15 protein-coding genes are annotated in these 20649 nt (G+C 69.4%); 6 read left to right on the forward strand and 9 right to left on the reverse strand.

Annotated features, from left to right (window positions below; genetic code table 11):
• Positions 1-135 precede the first annotated feature (135 nt).
• The 3 genes from rmuC (at position 136) to H9654_RS04110 (ending at position 2742) form a co-directional block, all read left to right on the forward strand.
• On the forward strand, positions 136-1698 hold the full coding sequence (gene rmuC, locus H9654_RS04100) for a DNA recombination protein RmuC (RefSeq protein WP_191769238.1): 1563 nt from the start codon (positions 136-138) through the stop codon (positions 1696-1698).
• Positions 1699-1752: 54 nt separating this feature from the next.
• The gene (locus H9654_RS04105) at positions 1753-2136 is read left to right on the forward strand and encodes a hypothetical protein (RefSeq protein ID WP_191769240.1); all 384 of its coding nucleotides are present in this window, start codon (positions 1753-1755) and stop codon (positions 2134-2136) included.
• A 63-nt stretch (positions 2137-2199) separates the two neighbouring features.
• Positions 2200-2742 (forward strand): glutathione peroxidase, encoded by a 543-nt coding sequence (locus H9654_RS04110; RefSeq protein ID WP_101116046.1) that lies wholly within the window; start codon positions 2200-2202, stop codon positions 2740-2742.
• A 562-nt stretch (positions 2743-3304) separates the two neighbouring features.
• On the opposite strand, the gene H9654_RS04115 is transcribed toward H9654_RS04110, so the two are convergent.
• The 6 genes from H9654_RS04115 to H9654_RS04140 form a co-directional block, all read right to left on the reverse strand.
• Positions 3305-4306, reverse strand: coding sequence for an MlaA family lipoprotein (locus H9654_RS04115; protein WP_191769242.1), 1002 nt, complete (start codon positions 4304-4306; stop codon positions 3305-3307).
• A gap of 1 nt (position 4307) precedes the next feature.
• The gene (locus tag H9654_RS04120; protein ID WP_182656608.1) at positions 4308-4622 is read right to left on the reverse strand and encodes an STAS domain-containing protein; all 315 of its coding nucleotides are present in this window, start codon (positions 4620-4622) and stop codon (positions 4308-4310) included.
• Positions 4612-5271 (reverse strand): MlaC/ttg2D family ABC transporter substrate-binding protein, encoded by a 660-nt coding sequence (locus H9654_RS04125; RefSeq protein WP_191769243.1) that lies wholly within the window; start codon positions 5269-5271, stop codon positions 4612-4614. Before H9654_RS04125 ends, H9654_RS04120 begins: the two co-directional genes overlap by 11 nt.
• A complete protein-coding gene (mlaD, locus tag H9654_RS04130; protein WP_191769293.1) occupies positions 5268-5801 on the reverse strand; it encodes an outer membrane lipid asymmetry maintenance protein MlaD in 534 nt (177 codons plus the stop codon). Before mlaD ends, H9654_RS04125 begins: the two co-directional genes overlap by 4 nt.
• 99 nt (positions 5802-5900) lie before the next feature.
• Positions 5901-6650, reverse strand: coding sequence for an MlaE family lipid ABC transporter permease subunit (locus H9654_RS04135; protein WP_042612164.1), 750 nt, complete (start codon positions 6648-6650; stop codon positions 5901-5903).
• Positions 6650-7438 carry an ABC transporter ATP-binding protein gene (locus H9654_RS04140; RefSeq protein ID WP_042612193.1) on the reverse strand — a complete coding sequence of 263 codons (789 nt, stop codon included), beginning with the start codon at positions 7436-7438 and terminating at the stop codon, positions 6650-6652. The genes H9654_RS04135 and H9654_RS04140 overlap by 1 nt, the downstream gene beginning before the upstream one ends.
• 217 nt (positions 7439-7655) lie before the next feature.
• On the opposite strand from H9654_RS04140, the gene recC reads away from it, so the two are divergent.
• Genes recC through recD form a run of 3 tightly spaced genes read left to right on the forward strand, consistent with a single transcriptional unit; the run spans position 7656 to position 16494 of the window.
• Positions 7656-11003 (forward strand): exodeoxyribonuclease V subunit gamma, encoded by a 3348-nt coding sequence (gene recC, locus H9654_RS04145; RefSeq protein ID WP_191769246.1) that lies wholly within the window; start codon positions 7656-7658, stop codon positions 11001-11003.
• Positions 11000-14650: a UvrD-helicase domain-containing protein gene (locus H9654_RS04150; protein WP_225211860.1), complete on the forward strand. Its 3651-nt coding sequence runs from the start codon at positions 11000-11002 to the stop codon at positions 14648-14650. Before recC ends, H9654_RS04150 begins: the two co-directional genes overlap by 4 nt.
• On the forward strand, positions 14647-16494 hold the full coding sequence (gene recD / locus H9654_RS04155) for an exodeoxyribonuclease V subunit alpha (protein ID WP_191769248.1): 1848 nt from the start codon (positions 14647-14649) through the stop codon (positions 16492-16494). Before H9654_RS04150 ends, recD begins: the two co-directional genes overlap by 4 nt.
• 47 nt (positions 16495-16541) lie before the next feature.
• Here the strand turns inward: recD and H9654_RS04160 are convergent, their stop codons facing one another.
• The 3 genes from H9654_RS04160 to H9654_RS04170 all read right to left on the reverse strand — a co-directional run bounded on the left by H9654_RS04160 (position 16542) and on the right by H9654_RS04170 (position 20611).
• Entirely contained in the window at positions 16542-16940 is a 399-nt protein-coding gene (locus H9654_RS04160) for a hypothetical protein (RefSeq protein WP_042612168.1), read from the reverse strand.
• A 218-nt stretch (positions 16941-17158) separates the two neighbouring features.
• Positions 17159-19174, reverse strand: coding sequence for an FUSC family protein (locus H9654_RS04165; RefSeq protein ID WP_191769249.1), 2016 nt, complete (start codon positions 19172-19174; stop codon positions 17159-17161).
• 6 nt (positions 19175-19180) lie between these two features.
• Positions 19181-20611: an efflux transporter outer membrane subunit gene (locus H9654_RS04170; protein WP_191769251.1), complete on the reverse strand. Its 1431-nt coding sequence runs from the start codon at positions 20609-20611 to the stop codon at positions 19181-19183.
• Between the last annotated feature and the right edge of the window lie 38 nt (positions 20612-20649).

Consider the following 20649-nt stretch of genomic DNA (forward strand, 5'->3'; position numbering starts at 1 on the left):
CGGCGTGTCCTGCAAACCCCACCCGCCCGGGCCCGATCGCGACATCCCGCTTGAAAGCTGCCAGCCGCGAGGGGGTCCAACCCGTTCGACCCCCCCGGCGCAGCGCATGAGACGGCACCCGCCTAAACTAGGCGCATGGAAACCCAGACGCTTGCTCTACTGGCCGTGCTGTTGCTGGCCGTCATCCTTGTCCTGCTGGTGGTGGTGCTGCGCCGCTCCGGCGGTGGTACCGACACCCACGAGCTGGATGCATTGCGCCAGGCGCTGGCCGAAGAACGCGACCGCAGCCTGGCCGCGCAGGTGGACGCCGGCCAGCTGCGTGGACGCCTGCAGTCGCTGCAGGACGACATCGAAGGCGAACGCCGGCGTGGACTGGAAGCGCAGCAGGCACTCAGCGCGGCACAGGGCCGCATCGAACGCGACGCCGCACTGGCCAGCGAGCGTGACACCCGCCTGGTCGAACGTGGCAACGCCCTGCAGCAGCTGCAGGCACAGCTGGCTGAAACGCAGCAGCAGCTGCAGGCCCAGCGCGAAAGCTACCAGCAGCTGCACGGCGAGCACACCCGCCTGCAGGCCAACCTGCAGCACTCCCAGCAGGCCAGTGACGAACTGCGCGCCTACCTGGACAGCGCCAAGGAGAAGCTGAGCGGCGCCTTCGCCGAACTGGCCGGCAAGGTCTTCGAAGAACGCGGCCAACAGTTCGAGAAGAACGTACGCCATGCCACCGGTCAGTCGCGGCAGGACATCGAGAACCTGCTGAAACCCTTCACCGAACGCCTGCAGGAGTTCCGCGGCCGGGTCGACGTGTTGTACGCCGAAGAAGCCCGCGAACGCGCCAGCCTGCTCGGCGCGGTGGGCGAACTGAAGACGCTCAACCAGGACATGGCCTCGCAGGCCGCAGCCCTCACCAACGCCTTGAAGGGCAATGCGAAGGTGCGCGGCGACTGGGGCGAGCTGATGCTGGAAACGGTGCTGCGCGGCTCCGGGCTGGAAGAAGGCGTGCACTACAAGCGCCAGCAGCACGTGGTGGATGACGAAGGCGAACGCCTGCGCCCGGACGTGGTGGTGAACTTCCCGGACCAGCGCAGCATCGTGGTCGACAGCAAGGTCAATCTGGTGGCGTGGCAGGAAGCGATGAACGCAGTGACCCCCGAAGCCAGCGGCGAAGCGCTGCTGCGGCATGCCACCGCGCTGCGCGCGCATGTGCGCGACCTCGGCGTACGCAACTATCCCAAGGCGATGGGCGAAGAACAGACGCTGGATGTGACCATCGCCTTCGTGCCGATCGAAGGGGCCTTGTCGGCGGCGCTGTCGGCCGATCCTTCGCTGCAGACCTATGCCTTCGACAACAAGGTGGTGTTCGCTTCGCCCAACACGCTGATGGCGCTGCTGCGCGTGGCCGAACGGCTGTGGACGCGCGACAAGGTGCAGAAGCAGGCGTTGCAGATCAGCGATGCCGGTGGCCTGGTGCTGGACGCGCTGATGGCGTTCCTGACCGATTTCAACAACGTCGGCAAGAAGCTCGAAGATGCCACCGCCGCCTTCTCCAATGCGCGCAACCGGCTGCAGGATTCGCGCCATTCGGCGATCAGCCGCGCGCGACGATTGGCCGAGCTCGGCAGCAAGGCCAAGAAGGCGTTGCCGCCTGAACTGCAGCCGGACACCGTGCAGCAACTGGTGGCGCCTGACGGGGAGTAGACACATCGCTTCGGTATCCTCGGCGGCTCACTCGCACCCTCATGGATACCGCCGATGCGCCTTTCCCTGCTGGCCAGCCTGTTGCTGGTGACCTCCCTTGCCGGTTGTGCTTTCGGTGGCAGCCGCCCGGGTGCTGCCACGACGGCCGCCGACACGGTACCGGCCGTGGCCGCGCTGGACGCCGCCGCCTGTACCGCCAAGGGCGGCGAGCTGCGCCCGCTGGGTCGCCTGCAGCGCGTGCAGTGCGTCGTGCCGTATGCCGATGCCGGCAAGACGTGCAATGCCAAGGCCGACTGCAGCGGCCAGTGCCTGGCCATCGGTGAGGTGGTTGCCGGTTCGCCGGCCTCCGGTGTCTGCCAGCGCGATGCCAGCGAAAACTTCGGCTGCCGCCAGCGTATCGACGGCGGCGTTGCCCAGGGCACGATCTGCGTGGATTGAGCGCGCGCTGCCGCGCGTCCCCTGCGTGATGCCTCCCTTTCAACCTCCAACCAGGAGTCCGCCGTGACCCAGTCGATCCAGGATGTTCCCGTCACCACCATCGAAGGCCAGCCGGCCTCGCTGGCCGATTACCGCGGCAAGGTGCTGCTGGTGGTCAACGTCGCCTCCAAGTGCGGCCTGACCCCGCAGTACGAAGGCCTGCAGAAGCTGTACGTGGAAAAGCAGGCGCAGGGCCTTGAAGTCCTCGGTTTCCCGGCCAACAACTTCCTCGGCCAGGAGCCGGGCAGCGAAGCGGACATCCAGCAGTTCTGCCAGCTGACCTATGACGTGAGTTTCCCGATGTTCGCCAAGATCAGCGTGGCCGGCGATGACGTGCATCCGCTGTACCAGCAGCTGATCGCCGCCCAACCGCAGGCGATCGGCGAAGGTCCGATGCGCGAACGCCTGGCGGCCAAGGACCTGGCCCGGCCGGCACCGGGCATCCTGTGGAATTTCGAGAAGTTCCTGATCGGCCGCGACGGCCAGGTCATCGCCCGTTTCGCCCCGGATGTAACCGCGGACGACGCACGCGTGCGCGAAGCCGTGGACGCCGCATTGGCGGCCTGAGTCCGCGAACGGCGCAGCCCCTCGTGGTGGGGCGCGAACTGCGCGGTTTGTTGGGCTGGGCCCGGGCGGGAGGAGTTGGTGGGGGACGGCAAGAGCCGCTCCTGCGGGCCTCGTGTCGCGCCATCCCTGGCGCTCCACGCCCCCACCAACCCCTCCCACCCGGCCCTGACCGTCCGCGCGCGCGTCCCGCCACGTAGAAGAGAGAAAGAAAAGCAGTAGCGCCGACCCATGGTCGGCGAGCGCAGCGGGCCGTTGGCGGGAACATTCCGCCGACCATGGGTCGGCGCTACCGGAGGTCCCCGTGGCCCCTCTGGTGGAGGGAGCCCCTGAGTCAGGGGCGGCCGCGAAGCGGCGGGGTGTGGATAGTGGTGAGACGGGGCCCACGGTTTGCGCAGCAAAGCGTGGGAGCGGCAGCGCGAATGCGATGGCGTGAACCCGTGAAACGAGGCCCGCAGGATGCGGCTTTTGCCGTCCCCCGACCAAGCCCATTGCCCGGCCCCCACACCGTAAACCGCCCCAAGCGAACCGCCACGAGGGGCTCAGCCGTTCGCTGCAATGCCCGTCAGTTGCCCCACTGCGGCATCGGCATCGCATCCACCGGGATCGGCGAATCCAGATCGTCCTTGCCACGTGCATGCTTGCCGCGCAGATCGTTCTCGATCTGGTAGTTGCGGCGCTGCAGCCACGCATCACGCACCAGGGCGTACTCGTCCACGGCGCTGGAACGGATGTCATCAGCGGCCAGCAGCTGCGAACGCGCGTCAACCAGCTGCAGGCCCTGCAGGCCGATGCGCACCTTGTCTTCTTCGATCTGGCGGATCGGCGAAAGCGGAATGTCGCCGGCCAGGCCGAACACATCACGCACGGTACGCGGCCCGAAGAACGGCAGTTCCACGTAGCGCGACGGACGCCAGCCCCACGCACCGAGCGTCTGGCCGAAGTCTTCCTTGCGGTTGGCGATCATCGCCTTGCTGGCCGGATCGAACAGGCCGCCGATGCCCAGCGTGCTGTTCATCAGGAAGCGGCCCATGGTGTCCCAGGCATCGTCCGGACGGCCCTGCAGGAACTGGTTGACGATGGTCACCGGCGAGCGGATGTTGCTGAAGAAATTGCTCACGCCGGTGCGTGCGAAGCGCGGCACCACGTTGGTGTAGGCCGTGGCCAGTGGACGCGCGACGGCGTTGTCCACCACCACGTTGAAGCGGTGCACGCGGCGGTTGAGCGGTTCCCACGGATCGTAGGCGGCTGCGGATCCACCGCTGACCCCATCGCTGCCGTACAGCGCGGCGAAGTCGTCTTCGGTGGCATCGGGCGTGCCATCACCATCGGCATCCACCGAGGGCCGCGCCGCGGCGGCGGGCGTCGGCGACCCTGCGACCGGCGCGGCGTCGGCGCTGGCGGACGCATCGTCGACGACCGGGGCGGGAGCTGCATCGGCGACCGGCGCTTGGGTTGCAGGGACCACGGTGCCGGCGCTGGGGGCGCTGTCACGGGCCGGTTTGGCCGCACACGCACTGAGCGTGGCGACCAGGACGAACAGGGGGAGTATGCGTACGACGTTCATGTCAGCTCGCGGCAGAAGGGGCATTGAAATCAAGGTCTGCAGACAGCCGATAGGCCGCCTCCAGTTCGGTCAGGCCGGCCGGCGAGCCGTTGATGGCCAGCGTCCGTCCCTGCTGCCGCGCTCGCGCGGCAAGTTCGGCCAGCAGGGCCACGCCGGCGCTGTCCACGCGCGGCACATCGGTCAGGTCCAGCGCCTGTGCAGCATCGCCCAGTGACTGCAGCTGCGGCCACAGCGCGATCACCGCGCTGCGGTCCAGCACGCCGGACAGATGCAGGGTGCCCTGGTCCAGCCGGGCCTGGGCGCTGTTACTTGCCATTGCCCGGGGTTCCGGCCTGCATGGTGCCGCTGCGCAGCTCGGTGGCGACCTGCTTGATGCCCTTCTGGCGCAGCGGGGCGTCGAACTGGTTGCGGAAGGTCTGCACGTAGGAGATGCCTTCGATGTTGACGTCGAAGATCTTCCACTGGCCATCGGTGTTGCGCATCAGGTACTCGACCGGGGTCGGCTGGTCACCCGAGCGCACCAGTTCGGTGGCCACGCGCACGCCGCGGTTGCCCGGCAACGGGCTCTCGCCCTTCAGGCGGAAGCTCGGCCGGCCCTGGATGTTCAGCAGGGCCGAACCGTAACGCTGCATCAGGTTGTCGGCCATCGCATCGGCGAACAGCTTGATGTCCGCATCGGAGGCGCCGCGCGAATGCGCGCCCAGCACCAGGCGTGCCGCGTAATCGCGGTCGAAGGTGCGGTTGAGCTCGCTGTTGATGAAGTTGCGCAGCGCGGTCGGGTCCTTGCTGAACTCGGCTTTGCGCTGCTGCAGGGTGGTCATGATGCGGGTGCTGGCATCGATCACGGTCTTGCCGGCCTGGCCCTGGGTGGCGGCGGCAGCGGCAGGCGCCTGCGCCGATGCGATCAGCGGAGCGGCGGCCAGCAGGGTCGAAGCGAGCAGGAGCGGGAGCAGTTTCATTCTCATGGTTGGGTTTCCGTAGCGGGCGCGGGCGCGCCGTCGTGGGATGGGTTGGACGGTGCTGCGTCGCCACCGGCGCCGCCACCACTGAACATGTATTTGCCGACCAGCTGGATCAGGTCTACCGCTGGCTGGGTGAACACGATTTCATCGCCGGCCTTCAGTACGTCCGGATCGCCGCCCGGTTGCAGGCCGATATAGCTCTCGCCGAGCAGGCCGCTGGTGAAGATGCCGGCGGAGGTGTCGGCCGGCAGGTCCTTGAACTTGCCGTCCATCTTGATGGTGACGATGGAGTCGAACTTGACCGGATCCAGGTCGATGGCCGCCACCTGGCCGACGTTGACCCCGCCGATCTTCACCGGCGCCTGCTTGCGCAACTGGCCGATCTGCGAGAAACGGGCCTTCAACTCGTAGCCGCTACCGCCCAGGCCCCAGCGCTGGTTGGTCGAAGCGACCGCCAGTACCAACAGCGAGGCCAGTGCCAGCAGCAGGAAGGCGCCGACGGAAAATTCCAGTCTGGGACCGCGGATGGCCATGTTCATTTCACCATTTTTGACAAGTGCCCCGGTATATCCAGGGCGGAAGTTTCAGGTCGTTCCCGCGCTGGCAAGCGCCGGAACCAGGAAGGAATACAGTTATTGGAACAGCATGGCCGACAGCACGAAGTTGAACATCAGCACCAGCAGCGAGGCATTGACCACCGCGCGGGTGGTGGCGACGGAAGTGCCTTCGATGGTCGGCTCGGCGTGGAAGCCCACGTACGAAGCCACCAGCGCCGCGGTGCCGCCGAAGATGGCCGATTTCAGCATCGCCACGCCGAAGTCGTTCCAGAAGTCCACGCTGTTGCGCAGCGCCGACCAGAACACGCCGTTGTCCAGGCCCAGCAGGTGTACCGCTTCGAAGTAACTGGCCGAGATCGCCAGCGAGCAGAACACCCCGGTGAGCAGCGGCACGGTAAGTACCGCCGCCCAGAAGCGCGGGGCCACGGCCTTGGCGATCGGGTCGATGGCCATCAGCTCCAGCGCCTTGATCTGGTCGGTGGCGCGCATCAGGCCAAGTTCGGCGGCGATCGAACTGCCGGCGCGGCCGATGAACAGCAACGCGGTCAGCACCGGCGCCAGCTCGCGGTACAGCGACAGGCCCAGCAGCGTGGACAGTGCATCGGCAGCGCCGAAGGTGGTCAGCGTGCGGTAGCCCTGCAGGGTCAGCACCAGGCCGACGAAGGCCCCGCCGACGGCGATGATCGGCAGCGAGCGCGCGCCGATCTTGTAGATCTCGCGGGTCAGTTCGGCCAGGAAATCGGCGGTCGGCAGCGAGCCGCGCAGCACGGTCAACGAAAACAGACCGGCGCGGCCCAGCGAGCGGGTGGCGGCAACGAAGGGCATCAGGCAGTCCTCGCGCGGGGCGCGGCGTCGAACGGGATCGGGCCATCCGGACGGCCGTGCAGGAACTGCTGCAGCAACGGATCCTGGCTGGCTTCCAGCGCGGCCGGGCTGCCCTGGAACACCACGCCACCGTTGGCGATGGCGATCACCTGATCGCAGATCGGCAGCGTTTCGTGCACGTGGTGGCTGACGATGATGCTGGTCAGTCCCAGGCTGTGGTTGAGGCGCTGGATAAGGCTCATGATGACCCCGGAGGCAATCGGGTCCAGCCCGGTCAGCGGCTCGTCGTAGATCATCAGCGGCGGGTCCAGTGCCAGCGCGCGGGCCAGCGCGACGCGGCGTGCCATGCCGCCGGACAGTTCACGCGGCCAGGCATCACCGGCCGACAGCAGGCCCACCGCATGCAGCTTCATCTGCACCAGGCGCTCGCGCACGGCGACCGGCAGCCGGGTATGCGCGCGCAGCGGCAGCGCCACGTTCTCGCCCACGGTGAGGTCGGTCAGCAGCCCGTTGCCCTGCAGCAGCACACCGACGCTCTTGCGCATTTCCAGCAGGTCGCGGTTGCCGGTCGGGATCGGCTTGCCGAACAGGGTGACATCGCCCTGCACCGGACGCAGCTCACCGGTCAGCGCGGCCAGCAGGGTCGACTTGCCACTGCCGGACGGACCGAGCACGGCGGTGATGCTGCCCTGCGGGACCTGCAGCGACACATCGCGCAGGATCGTGCGTCCGCCGCGCTCGATGCGGACGTTGGTCAACTGCACCAGAGGAGTGGTGGAAGCCTGCATGGGCACCATTTAACAATTTTCCAACGTGAAGGATCAGGGCGTGGCGCTGAACATAAGCGTACTGGACCGTCCAGTATTGTCGCATGCGTCGTTGCGGTAGGGGCGCAGCCGCTCCGGGACAGTCGAAGCAGCCCGGCGGAACAATCCGCAGGAGGCGATCGGCAGCGCGGATGCGTCGGGCATTCATTTACCGCGCTGCTACGGCAAACTGTAGGCAATGAGCGACCCCTCCAGCGATTTCCGTCTTTACCATTCCAACTCGCTGGACGTGCTGGCCGCGTTGCTGGCGCGGCACGTGCGCGCGCCGCTGCCTGGCCAGCCGCTGCTGGACCCGGAAGTGGTGCTGATCCCGCAGGTGGCGATGCGGCGCTGGTTGCAGTCCACCCTGGCGGCCGAATACGGCGTGGCCGCCAACCTGGAGTTCCTGACCCCCGGAGAGTTCGTGGCGCGCGCGTTGAACGCCAACGTTCCCGGCGAGGCCGAGGACCTGGACGCGGCGGCCCTGCATTGGCGCCTGTATGCCGCGCTTGGCGATGAGCATCTGATGGCGCAGCCGCCGATGCGCGCGCTGCACAGCTACCTGTCCGGCGGCGATCCGCTGAAGCCGTGGGCGCTGGCCGGCGAGCTGGCCGGCGTGTTCGAGAAATACCAGGCGTGGCGCCGCGACTGGCTGCTGCGCTGGGACGCCGGTGCCGATCGGCAGGATCCACAGGCGATCCTGTGGCGTGCCATCGCCCAGGGACGCGGCTACCGCGCGCGCCGCATCCAGGCCTACCTGGAGCAGTTCGAAGGCGCCGGCAAACCGTTGCCGCAGGGCCTGCCACTGCGCCTGTCCGCGTTCGCCACGCTGAACATTTCGCCGGACGTGCTGCGGGTGATGGCCACCCAGGCGCGCGTGGGCGAGCTGCATTTCTACCTGCCCACGCCGGTGCAGGCCTACTGGGGCGACCTGCAGACGCTGGGCGAAAAGCTGCGCAGCGGCGCGCCGGATCCGTTCGGCGAGGCCGCCGGCGAGAACCGCCTGCTGGAAGCCTGGGGTGCGGCCGGGCGCGATTTCATGGCGGTGCTGGGCAGCTACGAAGTGGTGCATCCGTCCGGGGAGATCGGCGCCTACGATGATCCCGAGGACGACGTGCGCCCGCCGATGGACCAGGGCGGCCTGTCCGACAGCCTGCTGCACCGGCTGCAGCGCGACCTCTTCCACCGCCGTGGCCTGCCTTCGGGCCCGCCGTTGCCGGCGTTGCGGCTGGACGATCCCAGCCTGCAGGTACATGCCTGCCATACCCGCCTGCGCGAACTGCAGGTGCTGCATGACCAGCTGCGGGGCCTGCTGCAGGATCCACGCTTCGACCCACCGCTGCAGGCGCGCGACATCGCCGTGCTGGCACCGGACATCGATCCATACGTGCCCTACCTGGAAGCGGTGTTCGGCGGTCGCAGCGGCGGCGAAGACCATATTCCCTATGCGCTGGCCGACACCAGCCCGCTGGCCGGCGAGCCGCTGGCCGATGTCTTCGTGCACCTGCTGGGACTGCCGGTGTCGCGCTTCGGCTTGAACGAAGTGCTGGACCTGCTGGCCAGCGCGCCGCTGGCCGAAGCAGCCGGACTGGATGCCGCCGCATTCGATCGCCTGCATGACTGGCTGCAGGCGGCGGGCGTGCGCTGGGGACTCAGCGCGGACCACCGCCGCCAGCATCTGGCGCCGGCCGACGATGCCTTCACCTGGCAGTTCGCGCTGGACCGCCTGCTGCTCGGCCACGCCAGTGGCAGCGACGGCGACATCGCCGGCGTGGCCCCGTGGCCGGAACTCGAAGGCAGTGCGCTGGAGGCGCTGGACCGGCTGCTGCGCCTGCTGCGCGTGTTGGCCGTGTACCAGCAGCGGCTGGGTGAAGCGCTGTCACCGGCGCAGTGGCGGCAGCGCCTGCTGGGCCTGCTCGACGCGCTGCTGCCGACCCCGCCGTCCTCGCCCAATAGCCAGCGTGCGCTGGAACGCCTGCGTCGGCTGATCAACCAGTTCGCCGAAGACGCGGACAAGGCCGGATTCGACGGCCGCGTCCCGGCCGAGGTGATCCGCTCGCATTTCGCCGGTGCCCTGGCCGAGGCCGATACGCGCGCGCCGCTGCTTACCGGTGGCATCAGCTTCGGTCGCATGGTGCCGATGCGCCTGCTGCCGTTCCGGGTGATCTGCGTGCTGGGCCTGAACGATGGCGACTTCCCGCGACGCGACCCGGCGGCCGGACTGAACCAGCTCACCGCCGAACTGGACAGCGCGCGCCGCCGCCCGGGCGACCGTTCGCTGCGCGAGGATGATCGCTTCCTGTTCCTGCAGCTGTTCGCCGCCGCGCAGGATGCGTTCTACCTGAGCTACCTCGGCGCGGACCCGCGCGACGGCAGCGTGCGCGAGCCCTCGGTGCTGGTCAGTGAACTGATCGAGGCGGCGATGCAGTACCACGCCGAACCGCGCGAGGCCGCCCGGCAGTTCGTGGTGCGGCACGCCCTGCAGCCGTTCTCGCCGGCCGCGTTCGGCGGCGGCGATCCGCGCCGTTTCAGCTATCGCCGCCAATGGCATCCCGCCGCGGCCACCGTCGGCGGCGCCCGTGGCCAGTTGCCGGCCTGGATCAGCACGCCGCTGCCCGCGCCGGTGGCGACCACCGAACCGCTGGAGTCGCGGCTGTCGCTGGATGAACTGCGCCGCTTCCTGGTCGATCCCGCCGGCCAGTTCCTGTCGTTGTCGCTGGGTCTGCGCCTGCCCGGCGACCTGCAGGAAACCGACGACGTGGAGCCGCTGGTGCTGTCCGAACGCAGCCCCGAAGCGCGCAGCGTGCAGCTGGCGGTGGTGCGGGCCACGCTGCAGGAGGACGACGTACCGTTGTACCCGCGGTTGCGCGCGCGTGCGCTGCTGCCGTCCGGTGCACTGGGCGAGCGCGGTTTCGATGCGCTGCAGGCGCAGGCGCGCCCGTACGCGCTGGCACTGCGCGAGTGGCTGGGGAATGCACCGCTGGAAAGCCGCCGCTACGAGGTCGACATCGACGGTGTGCGCCTGCACGGCCGGGTCGCTGACCGCCACCCCGCAGGCCTGGTGCGCCTGCGCACCGGAAGCCTGAACGGCAATGCGGCGATCCGCCATGGGCTGGACTGGCTGCTGGCCAACGCTGCCGGCGATGCACTGCCGCTGGTGCAGTTCCACGATGAAGGCGAGAACGGCGTGGGCCCGCACCTGTTGCCCGCCTTGCCGCCCGCCCAGGCACGGGATGCACTGCGCAGCCTGCTGCAACTGCGCACGCGCGGCCTGCGTGAGCCGCTGCCATTCGGCCCCTACACCGGCTGGACCCTGCACACGACGCCTGCGGAAAAGCAGTTCAGCGAAGGCGCCAAGCGCTGGCACGGCTCGGAGCGCAGCTGGGGCGAAGCGCAGGGCGAGGCGATCCAGCTTGCACTGCGCGGGCAGGATCCGTTCAAGGACGAGGCCAGCTTCGCCGACCTGCTGCATATCAGCCGCGTGGTGTTCAGCGCGGTGCGCGAAGGCCGCGCGCTGCGCGATGAAGCCGGGCAGGGCGGCGCATGAACAACGACATGGACACGCTGCACGATGATCCGTACCTGGCGCTGCCGCTGCACGGGGTGCAGCTGATCGAAGCCAGCGCCGGCACCGGCAAGACGTTTACCCTGGCCACGCTGTTCACCCGGCTGGTGGTGGAACAGGGCCTGCGCATCGGCCAGGTGCTGGCGGTGACCTTCACCGATGCGGCCACCCAGGAGCTGCGCAAGCGCATCCGGGAACGGCTGGCGCTGGCCGCGCAGCTGGTGGACCGCGCCCCGGCCGACGACGATACCCCGGACGTGCTGCTGACCCGCTGGGTGCTGCAGCGACACCTGGAGACCGGGACTGAAAGCGCCGCGGCGCTGCAGCGCCGCCTGCAGGTTGCCGCCGATGAGATCGACCTCGCCGCGATCTTCACCATCCACGGCTTCTGCACCCGCGTGCTGCGCGAGCATGCGCTGGAAAGCGGGCATACCTTCGACCCCCCCGAGCTGCTGGCCAGCGAGCGTGCGCTGCTGGAAGAGCTGGCCGCCGACCTGTGGCGCGTGCATGCCAGTGATGCCACCGCGATCGACGCGCTGACCTGGTTGTGGAAGAACCCCGAAGCCCTGGCCGGTGACCTGCCTGACCTGTTGAAGCCGTTGCCGCTGCTGCCGCCAGCGGCCGTGATCGGTGAGGATCCGACGCCGCGGCTGCAACAGGTAACCGATGCGCTGCGCCAGGCCATCACCGATCACGGTGATGCCTTCTTCGCAGCGTTGTGCGAAGCGGTGGATGCCAAGTGGCTCAACGGCGCCTCCTACAGACTGACCTGGCTGCAGCCGCTGTGTTCGCAGCTGCGCGACTGGGCGCTGCACGACGGGCCGGCCACGGTGCTCGACAGCGAACGCCTGGCTGCGCTGCTGCCCGCGGCGCTGGAAGGCAAGACCAACAAGGCGCATGCCGGCCGCACGCCGGCATCGCCATTGCAGCCTGCGCTGCAGGACTACCTGCAGGCCCGTCAGGCGCGGCTGGACTGGCTGCGTGGCCGCGCGATCAATTTCCTGCACGGCCTGCGTGCGCAAGCGCGCCAGCGGCTGGATGCGCTCAAGCGCGTACGTCGCGTGCAGACCTATGACGACCTGATCGATGGGGTGGCCAACGCGCTCGCCGGCCCGCACCGCGACACTCTGGTGCGGCAGCTGCGCAGCCAGTACCGCATCGCGCTGGTCGACGAATTCCAGGACACCGATGATCGCCAATGGGGCATCTTCCATACCGTGTTCGGCGACAGCGCCGCAACGCGCGAGGCCGGGCTGGCGCCCGCGTTGTTCCTGATCGGGGACCCCAAGCAGGCGATCTACGGGTTCCGCGGCGGTGACATCCACACCTATCTCAAGGCCAAGCGCGGGGCGCAGGTCGCGCCGGCGCTGGACCGCAATTTCCGGTCGCGCCCCAGCGTGCTGCGTGCGCTGCAGTCGCTGTACGACAACGCCGGGCCCACCGCTTTCCTGGACGAGGGCATCCCGTTCGAACCGGTGGCCGCCGGTGGCGTGCGCATCGACGCGGACTACCTGCGCGATGGCCAGCCGGCACCGGGCCTGACCCTGCGCGTGCTGCGCAACGAAGGCGGGCGCCCGTTCAACGCCGATCCCTCACGCGAGGTGGCCTGCGCCGCCTGCGTGGCCGACATCCACCAGGTGCTGGTGGACGCACGCGCCGGACGCGCCGAACTGCGCGGTCGCCCGGTACAGCCGGGCGACATCGCGGTGCTGGTGCGTTCGCACCGCGAAGCCACCCTGGTGCAGCGGGGACTGGCCGCGGCCGGTATTCCCGCCGTTGCCGCGGGCAAGCAGAGCCTGTTTGCCACCACCGAAGCGCAGGACCTGCGCGCGCTGCTGATGGCCCTGCTGCAGCCGGCCGATGAAGGGCGCCTGCGCGCTGCACTGGCGACGGTGCTGCTGGGCCAGGACGCCGCAGCGATCGCCGGCATGGAACGCGACGGCGATGTGCAGCGCGGCTACCAGGCGCAGCTGTTGCAGTGGCGCGAACGCTGGACCCGCGGCGGACCGTTCGCGGTGATCGCCGATGCCTGCGCCGGCCAGGCCGAACGCCTGCTGGCGCTGCTGGATGGCGAACGCCGCTTGACCAATTACCTGCAGCTGGGCGAGCTGCTGCAGGAGGCGTCGGCCCAGGCGCTGGGCATGCACGGCCTGCTGGACTGGCTGCAGGGCCAGATGGCGCATGCCGACCAGAACGACGAACAGCAGCTGCTGCGGCTGGAATCGGACGCGCGCCGGGTACAGATCATCACCCTGCACAAGAGCAAGGGCCTGGAATACCCGCTGGTCTACCTGCCGTTCGTCGGCATCGACGGCGGCGCGCCGAACACCGCCAGCAACTGCACCGTGCACGCGCAGGATCGCCGCGTACTGCACTGGAAGCTGGACAAGGACGCGGCCTGGGACGCGGCCACCTCGCTGCGCGACCAGGAGCAGCGCGCCGAGGATGCGCGCCTGCTGTACGTGGGACTGACCCGCGCCGAGCAAGCGCTGTGGATCGCCGTCGGCGACCTGGCCGGGCTGGCGAAGACCCGGCTGGCGCCGATGCTGGGCGACCTGTCGGCGTTGGCGACCCACGCCGATATCCTGGTCGATGAACGCGCGCCGGCAACCCGGCCTGCGCAGCTGGCGATGGAAGACGAAGGCGAGCTGCCGCCGGTGCGTTCGATCGAACGGCGGGTGCCACACGACTGGTGGGTGTACAGCTTCACCCAGCTGGCCAACGCCGATGCCGGCCAGGAGATCGATGCGGCCGCCACCGAAGTGCCCGCGCCCGCCGCCGACGAACCGGCCGGTGCCGAACTTCCCCTGGAACCGGCGTTGCCGGCCGGCAGTGAGCCGGACACCATCGCGGTGGATCCGCGTTTCATGGGCAGCCGCTTCGGCAACGTGCTGCACGACGCGCTGGAGAACACCGACTTCGCCGCTTGGGGCGGCTGGCAGCCGGGCCAGCAGGCGCCGGAAGGCCAGGCTGCGGTGCTGCGCAAGGCGCTGCGCGAGGAAGGCTACGCCGATGCCGACCTCGACGACGGCGTCGAGGTACTGGTACCGCTGGTCGGCCACACCCTGACCGTGCCCTTGCCCGAGGGCGGTGCCCTGCACGATCTTCCGGCTGCCCAGCGCCGCGCGGAAATCGAGTTCCACTTCGCCATGCAGCCCACCGCGGTGCCCGCCCTGCTGCAGCTGCTGCATCGCTTCGGCATCGTGCCGGCGCGCCGGGGCTTCGGCCTGCGCCGCCAGCTGGAAGGGCTGATGACCGGCAAGATCGACCTGACCTACGTGCGCGAAGGGCGTTGGTACGTGCTCGATTACAAATCCAACCGTTTGCCGGGCTATACGCCGGAGCTGCTGCGCGCAGCCATGCGCCACAGCGAATACGACCTGCAGGCCTTGATCTACACCCTCGCCCTGCATCGCTGGCTGCGTTTCCGGCTGGGCAGCCGCTACGACTACGCGCGCGACATGGGCGGCATCCGCTACCTGTTCTGTCGCGGGCTGGGCGTGGACGGCGAGGGCGTGCATGCAGCGCGTTTCGAGCCTGCACTGGTGGATGCACTGGACGCCCTGTTCGCCGGCGGTGACGCCGCCCAAGCGGCCTTGGTCGCCCGCGTGGTGGGGGGCGTGGCATGAGCCTGCTGGTCGAACTGAAGAACGCCGGCCAGCTGCGCACGCTGGACCATGCGCTGGCGCTCAGCCTCGGGCGGCTGCGGCCGGAGACCCCGCCTTCCATCCTGGTCGCCGCCGCGCTGGCGTCGCTGGCGGTGTCGCAGGGACACGCCGGCTTCGATCCGGGGCAACCGCAGCGGCTGGTAGAAGGCAGTTTCACCTGGCCGGGCCCCGGCCAGTGGTTGCAGGAGCTGCACGACTCGCCGTGGGTGTCACGCCCGGAGCAGGCCGATGCGATCAGCGTTGACGCGCCGCTGGTGCTGGAAAACGGCCTGGTCTATCTGCGCCGCTACCGCGAATATGAAAGGCAGCTGGCCGAAGGGCTGCAGCGCATCGGCCGGCACCCGTTGCCGGCGGTGGCGCTGGAGGCGATCGCGCCGCTGTTCGCGCAGTTGTTCCCGCAGGCCGCCGCCCGTGTCGACCATCAGGCGCGCGCTGCGGTGGTGAGCCTGCGCCACCCGCTGGCCTTGGTGACCGGCGGACCGGGTACCGGCAAGACCACCACCATCGCGCGGCTGTTGCTGCTGCTGGTCGCGCACGCCGTGCAGGCGGGCCAACCGGCGCCGCGCGTGGCGCTGGCCGCACCGACCGGGCGCGCCGCCGAACGGATGGCTGAAAGCCTGCGTCTGGCGGTGCGGCGGCTGCAGGCCGAAGGCCTGGCGCCTGGGCTGTGCACGGCCCTGCCCAGCAGTGGCACCACCCTGCACCGGCTGCTCGGCGTGATCCCGGATTCCCCGCGCTTCCGCCACCATTCCGACAATCCGCTACCGTTCGATGTGGTGGTGGTCGATGAAGCGTCGATGATCGACCTGCCGATGATGGCCAAGCTGGTGGAGGCCATCGGCAGCGGGACGCGGCTGATCCTGCTCGGCGATCCGGACCAGCTGCCTTCGGTGGAGGCGGGCGATGTGCTCAGCGCCATCCTGCGTGCCAGCGGCGACGGCGAGGGCACGCGGCATGACGATGCACGCGCGCTGCAGCCGTTGCTGGCGGCGGCCACGCTGCGACCGGAAGCACCGCCCACCCCGTTTGCCGGCCGCCGGGTGCAGTTGCAGCGCGGCTACCGGCAGAGCGATGCGCTGGACCTCGCCCCCTTGGCCACGGCGGTACGCGAGGGTGACAGCGTGTCGGCGCTGACGTTGCTGCGGCAGGGCACGCTGGCCGGTGTCAGCTTCCACGAAGGCCTGCTGGATCCCCTGCTGGAGCAGCGTGAGCACCTGCTGGCGCAGTGGCGCGCGCTTGCCGACAGCGGTGATCCGGCGACCGCGCTGGCCCAGGCCGGCCGGCTGCGGGTGCTGACCGCGCTGCGCGAAGGACCGCAGGGCGCGCGCGGGCTCAACCATCGCATCGAAACCCTGTTGGCCGGGGCAAACGCCGGCTACTTCCACGGCAGGCTGCTGCTGGTGACCGAGAACAGCTACCGCCACCGCCTGTTCAACGGCGACGTGGGAATCTGCCTGCGCGATGCCGACGGCGGTCTTGCCGCCTGGTTCCCGGGCGATGACCTGGCGAATCCGCGCGCGTTCCACCCGGCGGCCCTGCCGGCGCACGAAAGCGCATTCGCGATGACCGTGCACAAGGCGCAGGGTTCGGAATTCGACGAAGTGTGGCTGCAGCTGCCACGGCATGACAGCCGGGTGCTGTCGCGCGAACTGGTCTACACCGGGCTGACCCGGGCGCGTACGCGGCTGCACCTGGCGGGGCCTGCGGAGGTGTTGGAGAAGGCCCTGCAGCGCCACGCCAGCCGGTTGTCCGGGCTGGCATGGCGGCTGGGCGCACAGGCGGTGCAGGGCGAACTGCCGCTGTAACGCCTTCATGCACGCCGAGCATGGCCCGGCGCTGCCTCAGGCATCGCTTATTCCAGGACCAGCACGGTGCCGTCCGGGTACACGATGGCGGCTTCATCGCTGCTGGCATCAAAGAAGCCCAGGCCATGCTGGAAGGCCAGCACCTGCACCATCTCATGCGCACGCTCGGCCACCTCATCGGCGAACGAACCGTAGATGACATGGGCAGCGATGCTGTAGTCGGTCACTTCGTCGCGGTCGTCCTCATCATCGGACAGCGGGCCGTTCATCGGCGGGAAGTGCTCGGCGATCTCGGCGAACCAGGCCTGCAGGGCCGGCGCGGCGACCTTCGGATCATCATGGTCATGATCCTCGTTCCAGTCGGTCTGCTTCTCGTACCAGGCAATGAAGGCGGTCGCTTCGCGCGGCGCCACGCTGGCATCGAAGACCATCATGTCGTAGCTCATCGGGATGTTCCTGTTGAAAGTGCGCAGCAGCGCGGACGCGCAGGGTACCGCGCCGCTGCTTGCGGCGGGGTGACTGCCCGGCAACCGGCCGCGGATGCGACGTGAAACGGTAGCGCCGAGCCATGCTCGGCGAGCGCAGCGGTGCGCTTCCGCCAGCGCAACGTGCAACGGATGCAATCCGCCGAGCATGGCTCGACGCTACCGCCAGCGGTCAACCCTCATTCGTCAGCGCTGTCGGCCGCCGCGTCCGGGAACAACGCGAAGCGAAGGCCCACCAGGCCCATCAGCGCCTCGTCGCGTGCCTTGCAGGCGGCCACCCCGCCGACCCGCGACAGCGAGGCATCCAGCCGTTCGCGCAGCGCGTCATCACCGTGCAACGGACGCCGTGCGGCCACCTGCCGGCGGTAATGCGCGGCGATCTCGGCCAGGATCCGTTCCACCGCCTCGCGGCTGCGTTCGGGCAGGTCCAGCCGGGCGCGCCGCAGCTGCAGGATGTTCAGCCCCACCCGGGCTTCGGTCAACATGTCCACCGAGGCGATGTCGCTGCCCTCCGGGGTCGCCGCCAGCCGCGGCGCCAGCAGTCCCAGCAGGTCCAGCATGCGCGCGGCGAAGCGCTCTCGATCCTGCTGGCCGCGCCCTTCTGCCGCTTCGGCCAGCGTGGTCCAGCCCTGTCGTACCAGCCGCCGCGCGGTCCATTCGGCACCCACCGATCGGAACAGGCGGGTCATCACCACGGCAAAACCAATCCCGATGAACATCGCCACCGCCGCATTGACGAAGCTCTGGATGTTGGCGCTGTAGGTGTTCTGCACGCTCAGCAGCGCCACCAGGTTCACCGTCAGCGGCAGCGCGAACAGCATCGTCCTGGGGTGGTGCAGCAGCACGCCCAGCGGCAGGAACACCACCGCCAGCAGCAGCACCAGCAGGCCGAAATCGTGCACGGCCGGGAAGATCCCGAACAGGTAGATGCCAGCCACCACGCTGGCCACCACCGCCCACAGCAGGAAGGACATCATGCTGGGCGCGGGATCATCCTGCGCGGCGAAGAACGCCGCCGCCACCGCTGCCATCATCGCGCCATTGCCACCGCCCTCCCAGCCCAGCCCGATCCACAGCACGCAGTAGCTCATCAGGGCGATGCCCGCACTGAGCGCGGAAAACACCGCCATGCCGTAATCCACGTGGCGGCTTTCGGCCACGCTGCGAGTGCTTAGGCGGTAGTGGCTGGCGTGCTGCGGCGCGCTGCCCTGCTCGATGGCCTGGTGCAGGGCGCGGCAGTCCGCCCACAGGTCCACCAGTTCTTCCAGCCGCAGCAGCAGGGAGGCCAGCTGCAGGTGCTGCAGGTCGCCGTCCACCTGTGGCTTCAACGCGCTGATACGGGTGCGCAGCTGGTCATGCGTGGGGCTGTCGGTGGCGGCTTCCAGCCAGTGGCGGATGTCCTCCACCAGGGTTTCCAGGCCTTCGGGCAGGCTGTCCCCATGGCGGCGCAGGGCGCCCAGCCGGTCGGCGATGGAGGACAGCACCGGCAGCAGCAACAGCATGCGTTCGCGCAGCTGCTGCATCGACACGGCCGCGCCGGCATGGCGGGGATCGTCGCGGCGCAGGAACTCGATCAGTGCTTCGAACTGCACCAGGTCGGCGGCCAGCCGGTTGCGCGGTGCATGCGCGCGGCCGCCTTCCAGGACCTGCCGGCACCACTGCGCCGCATCCCCCATCCAATTGCCGATGCGACCGGTCAGCATCGGCCGCACCGACGCTGGGAACACCAGCGCGGCGAACAGCACCGCCACCACCGTGCCGAGGATGATTTCCTCGCTGCGGGCTACCACGGTGTCGAAGATCAGTTCCGGCGAGGTCACCGCCGGGAAGCCGATGAAGGCGGTGGTATAGCCGGCCAGCAGGAAGGCGTAGCCGCGCGGGCCGCGGTTGAGCAGCGCCAGGAACAGGCAGCCGGCCAGCCACAGCGACATCGCCGCACTGAGCAGCAGCGGCGTTTCCACCAGGTGCGGCAACATCAGCAGCGTGGCCGCGCCAGCCAGCAACGTGCCGAGGATGCGGTACACGCCCTTGGCCCGGGTCGGGCCGAGCAGCGGCTGGCTGACGATGTAGACCGTGGCCATCGCCCAGTAGGGCCGGGACAGGTTGCCGGCCAGGCCGATGTACAGCGCGGTGATCGAGGCCAGGTAGGTCTTGATCGAAAACATCCAGCCTTGCCGGTCCAGCAGCGCGCGCATCGTCGTCTACCTCGCCGCCGTGGGAGCGGCAGCGGCAGTGGCGGGAGCATCCCAGCCACCGCCCAAGGCCAGGAACAGACGGATCTGGTCGCGTGACACCTGCGCCTGCGCATCGGCCAGGGTGGCATCGGCGGTGGCCAGGCTGCGGTCGGCATCCAGGCTGGACAGGTACGGCGTGCGGCCGCCCTGGTACAGCCGGCGGTTCTGTTCGGCCGCCAGCGTGGCCTGCTGCTGGGCCACCTGCAGCGACTGCAGGCGGCGCAGGTCCTGGGCATAGCGGTCCAGGGCGGTCTGGGTCTCGCGCAGCGCCTGCAGCACGGTCTGGTCGAATTCGGCCAGCGCCGCATCGGCACCGGCTTCGGTGGCGCGGATGCGCGAACGGGTGCCCGAGGACGGCAGCGTCCAGGAGATGAGCGGGCCGAACGACCACTGCTGGGTCAACGGCTCACCGAAGTCAGCCAGCAGCCCGGCGGCCCCGACCGAGGCCCCCAGCCGGATATCCGGATAGAGTTCGGCGGTGGCCACGCCGATGCGCGCGGTGGCCGCAGCCAGCCGGCGTTCGGCCTGGCGCACGTCCGGTCGACGCGCCAGCAGTGCGCGGCCATCACCGACCGGCAGCGGCTGCTGCAGCGCAGGGGCGTGGCTGCAGTCCACCACGCCCGCCGGCAGCTGGCCGGGGGTCTGCCCCAGCAGCGCGGCCAGCGAATAGGCAGCGGCCTGGCGCTTGGCCTGCAGCGGTGGCAGCGCCGCTTCCAGCATCGCCACCTGGGCATTGGCGCGTGCCAGCTCCGGCGCGGTGCCGCGACCAGCAGCGATCAACCGCTGGGTGACCTGGCGGCCCCGCTGCTGCAGCTGCAGCGAATGGGTGGCAACGTGCAGTTCGTGGTTGGCGTGGCAGATTTCCAGGTAGTTGTCGGCCACCTCGGCGACCACGCTGATGCGCGCGATATCGCGCGCTGCGGCCACCGACTGCTCATCGGCATGCGCCGCTTCTGCACCGCGCTTGAGCTTGCCGAACAGGTCGAACTGGTAACTCACCGCGAACTTGCCGTCGGCCAGGTTGATCGGCGGCAGTTCGTGCTCCAGCAGGAACGATTCGGCGGAAAGCTGCGCACGGCTGACCCCGGCTTCGGCCTCGTAGTCGAGGCCACCGGCATCCAGGGCCTGTTCGTACAGGGCGGCGGCGCGGCGCAGATGCGCATCGGCCGCCTTCAGTTCCAGGTTGTCGCGCAGCGCCTGTTCCACCAGGCCATCCAGCACCGGATCCTGGTACAGCGACCACCAGCGGGCGGGCAGTTCGGCACTGGCCGTGACGTGCGCGTTGCCGGTGTCGATGAAGGCGCTGTTGGCGGCCGGCCGCTTGAACGCGGAATCTTCCGGCAGCGCGTAATCCGGGCCGACGGTGCGGCAGGCGGCCAGGCCGGCCAGGGTGATCATCAGTGCCAGCCTCGGCAGCCGTTGCAGGGGCGCGCGCC

The organism is Stenotrophomonas lacuserhaii (assembly GCF_014836545.1).
Taxonomy (GTDB): domain Bacteria; phylum Pseudomonadota; class Gammaproteobacteria; order Xanthomonadales; family Xanthomonadaceae; genus Stenotrophomonas; species Stenotrophomonas lacuserhaii.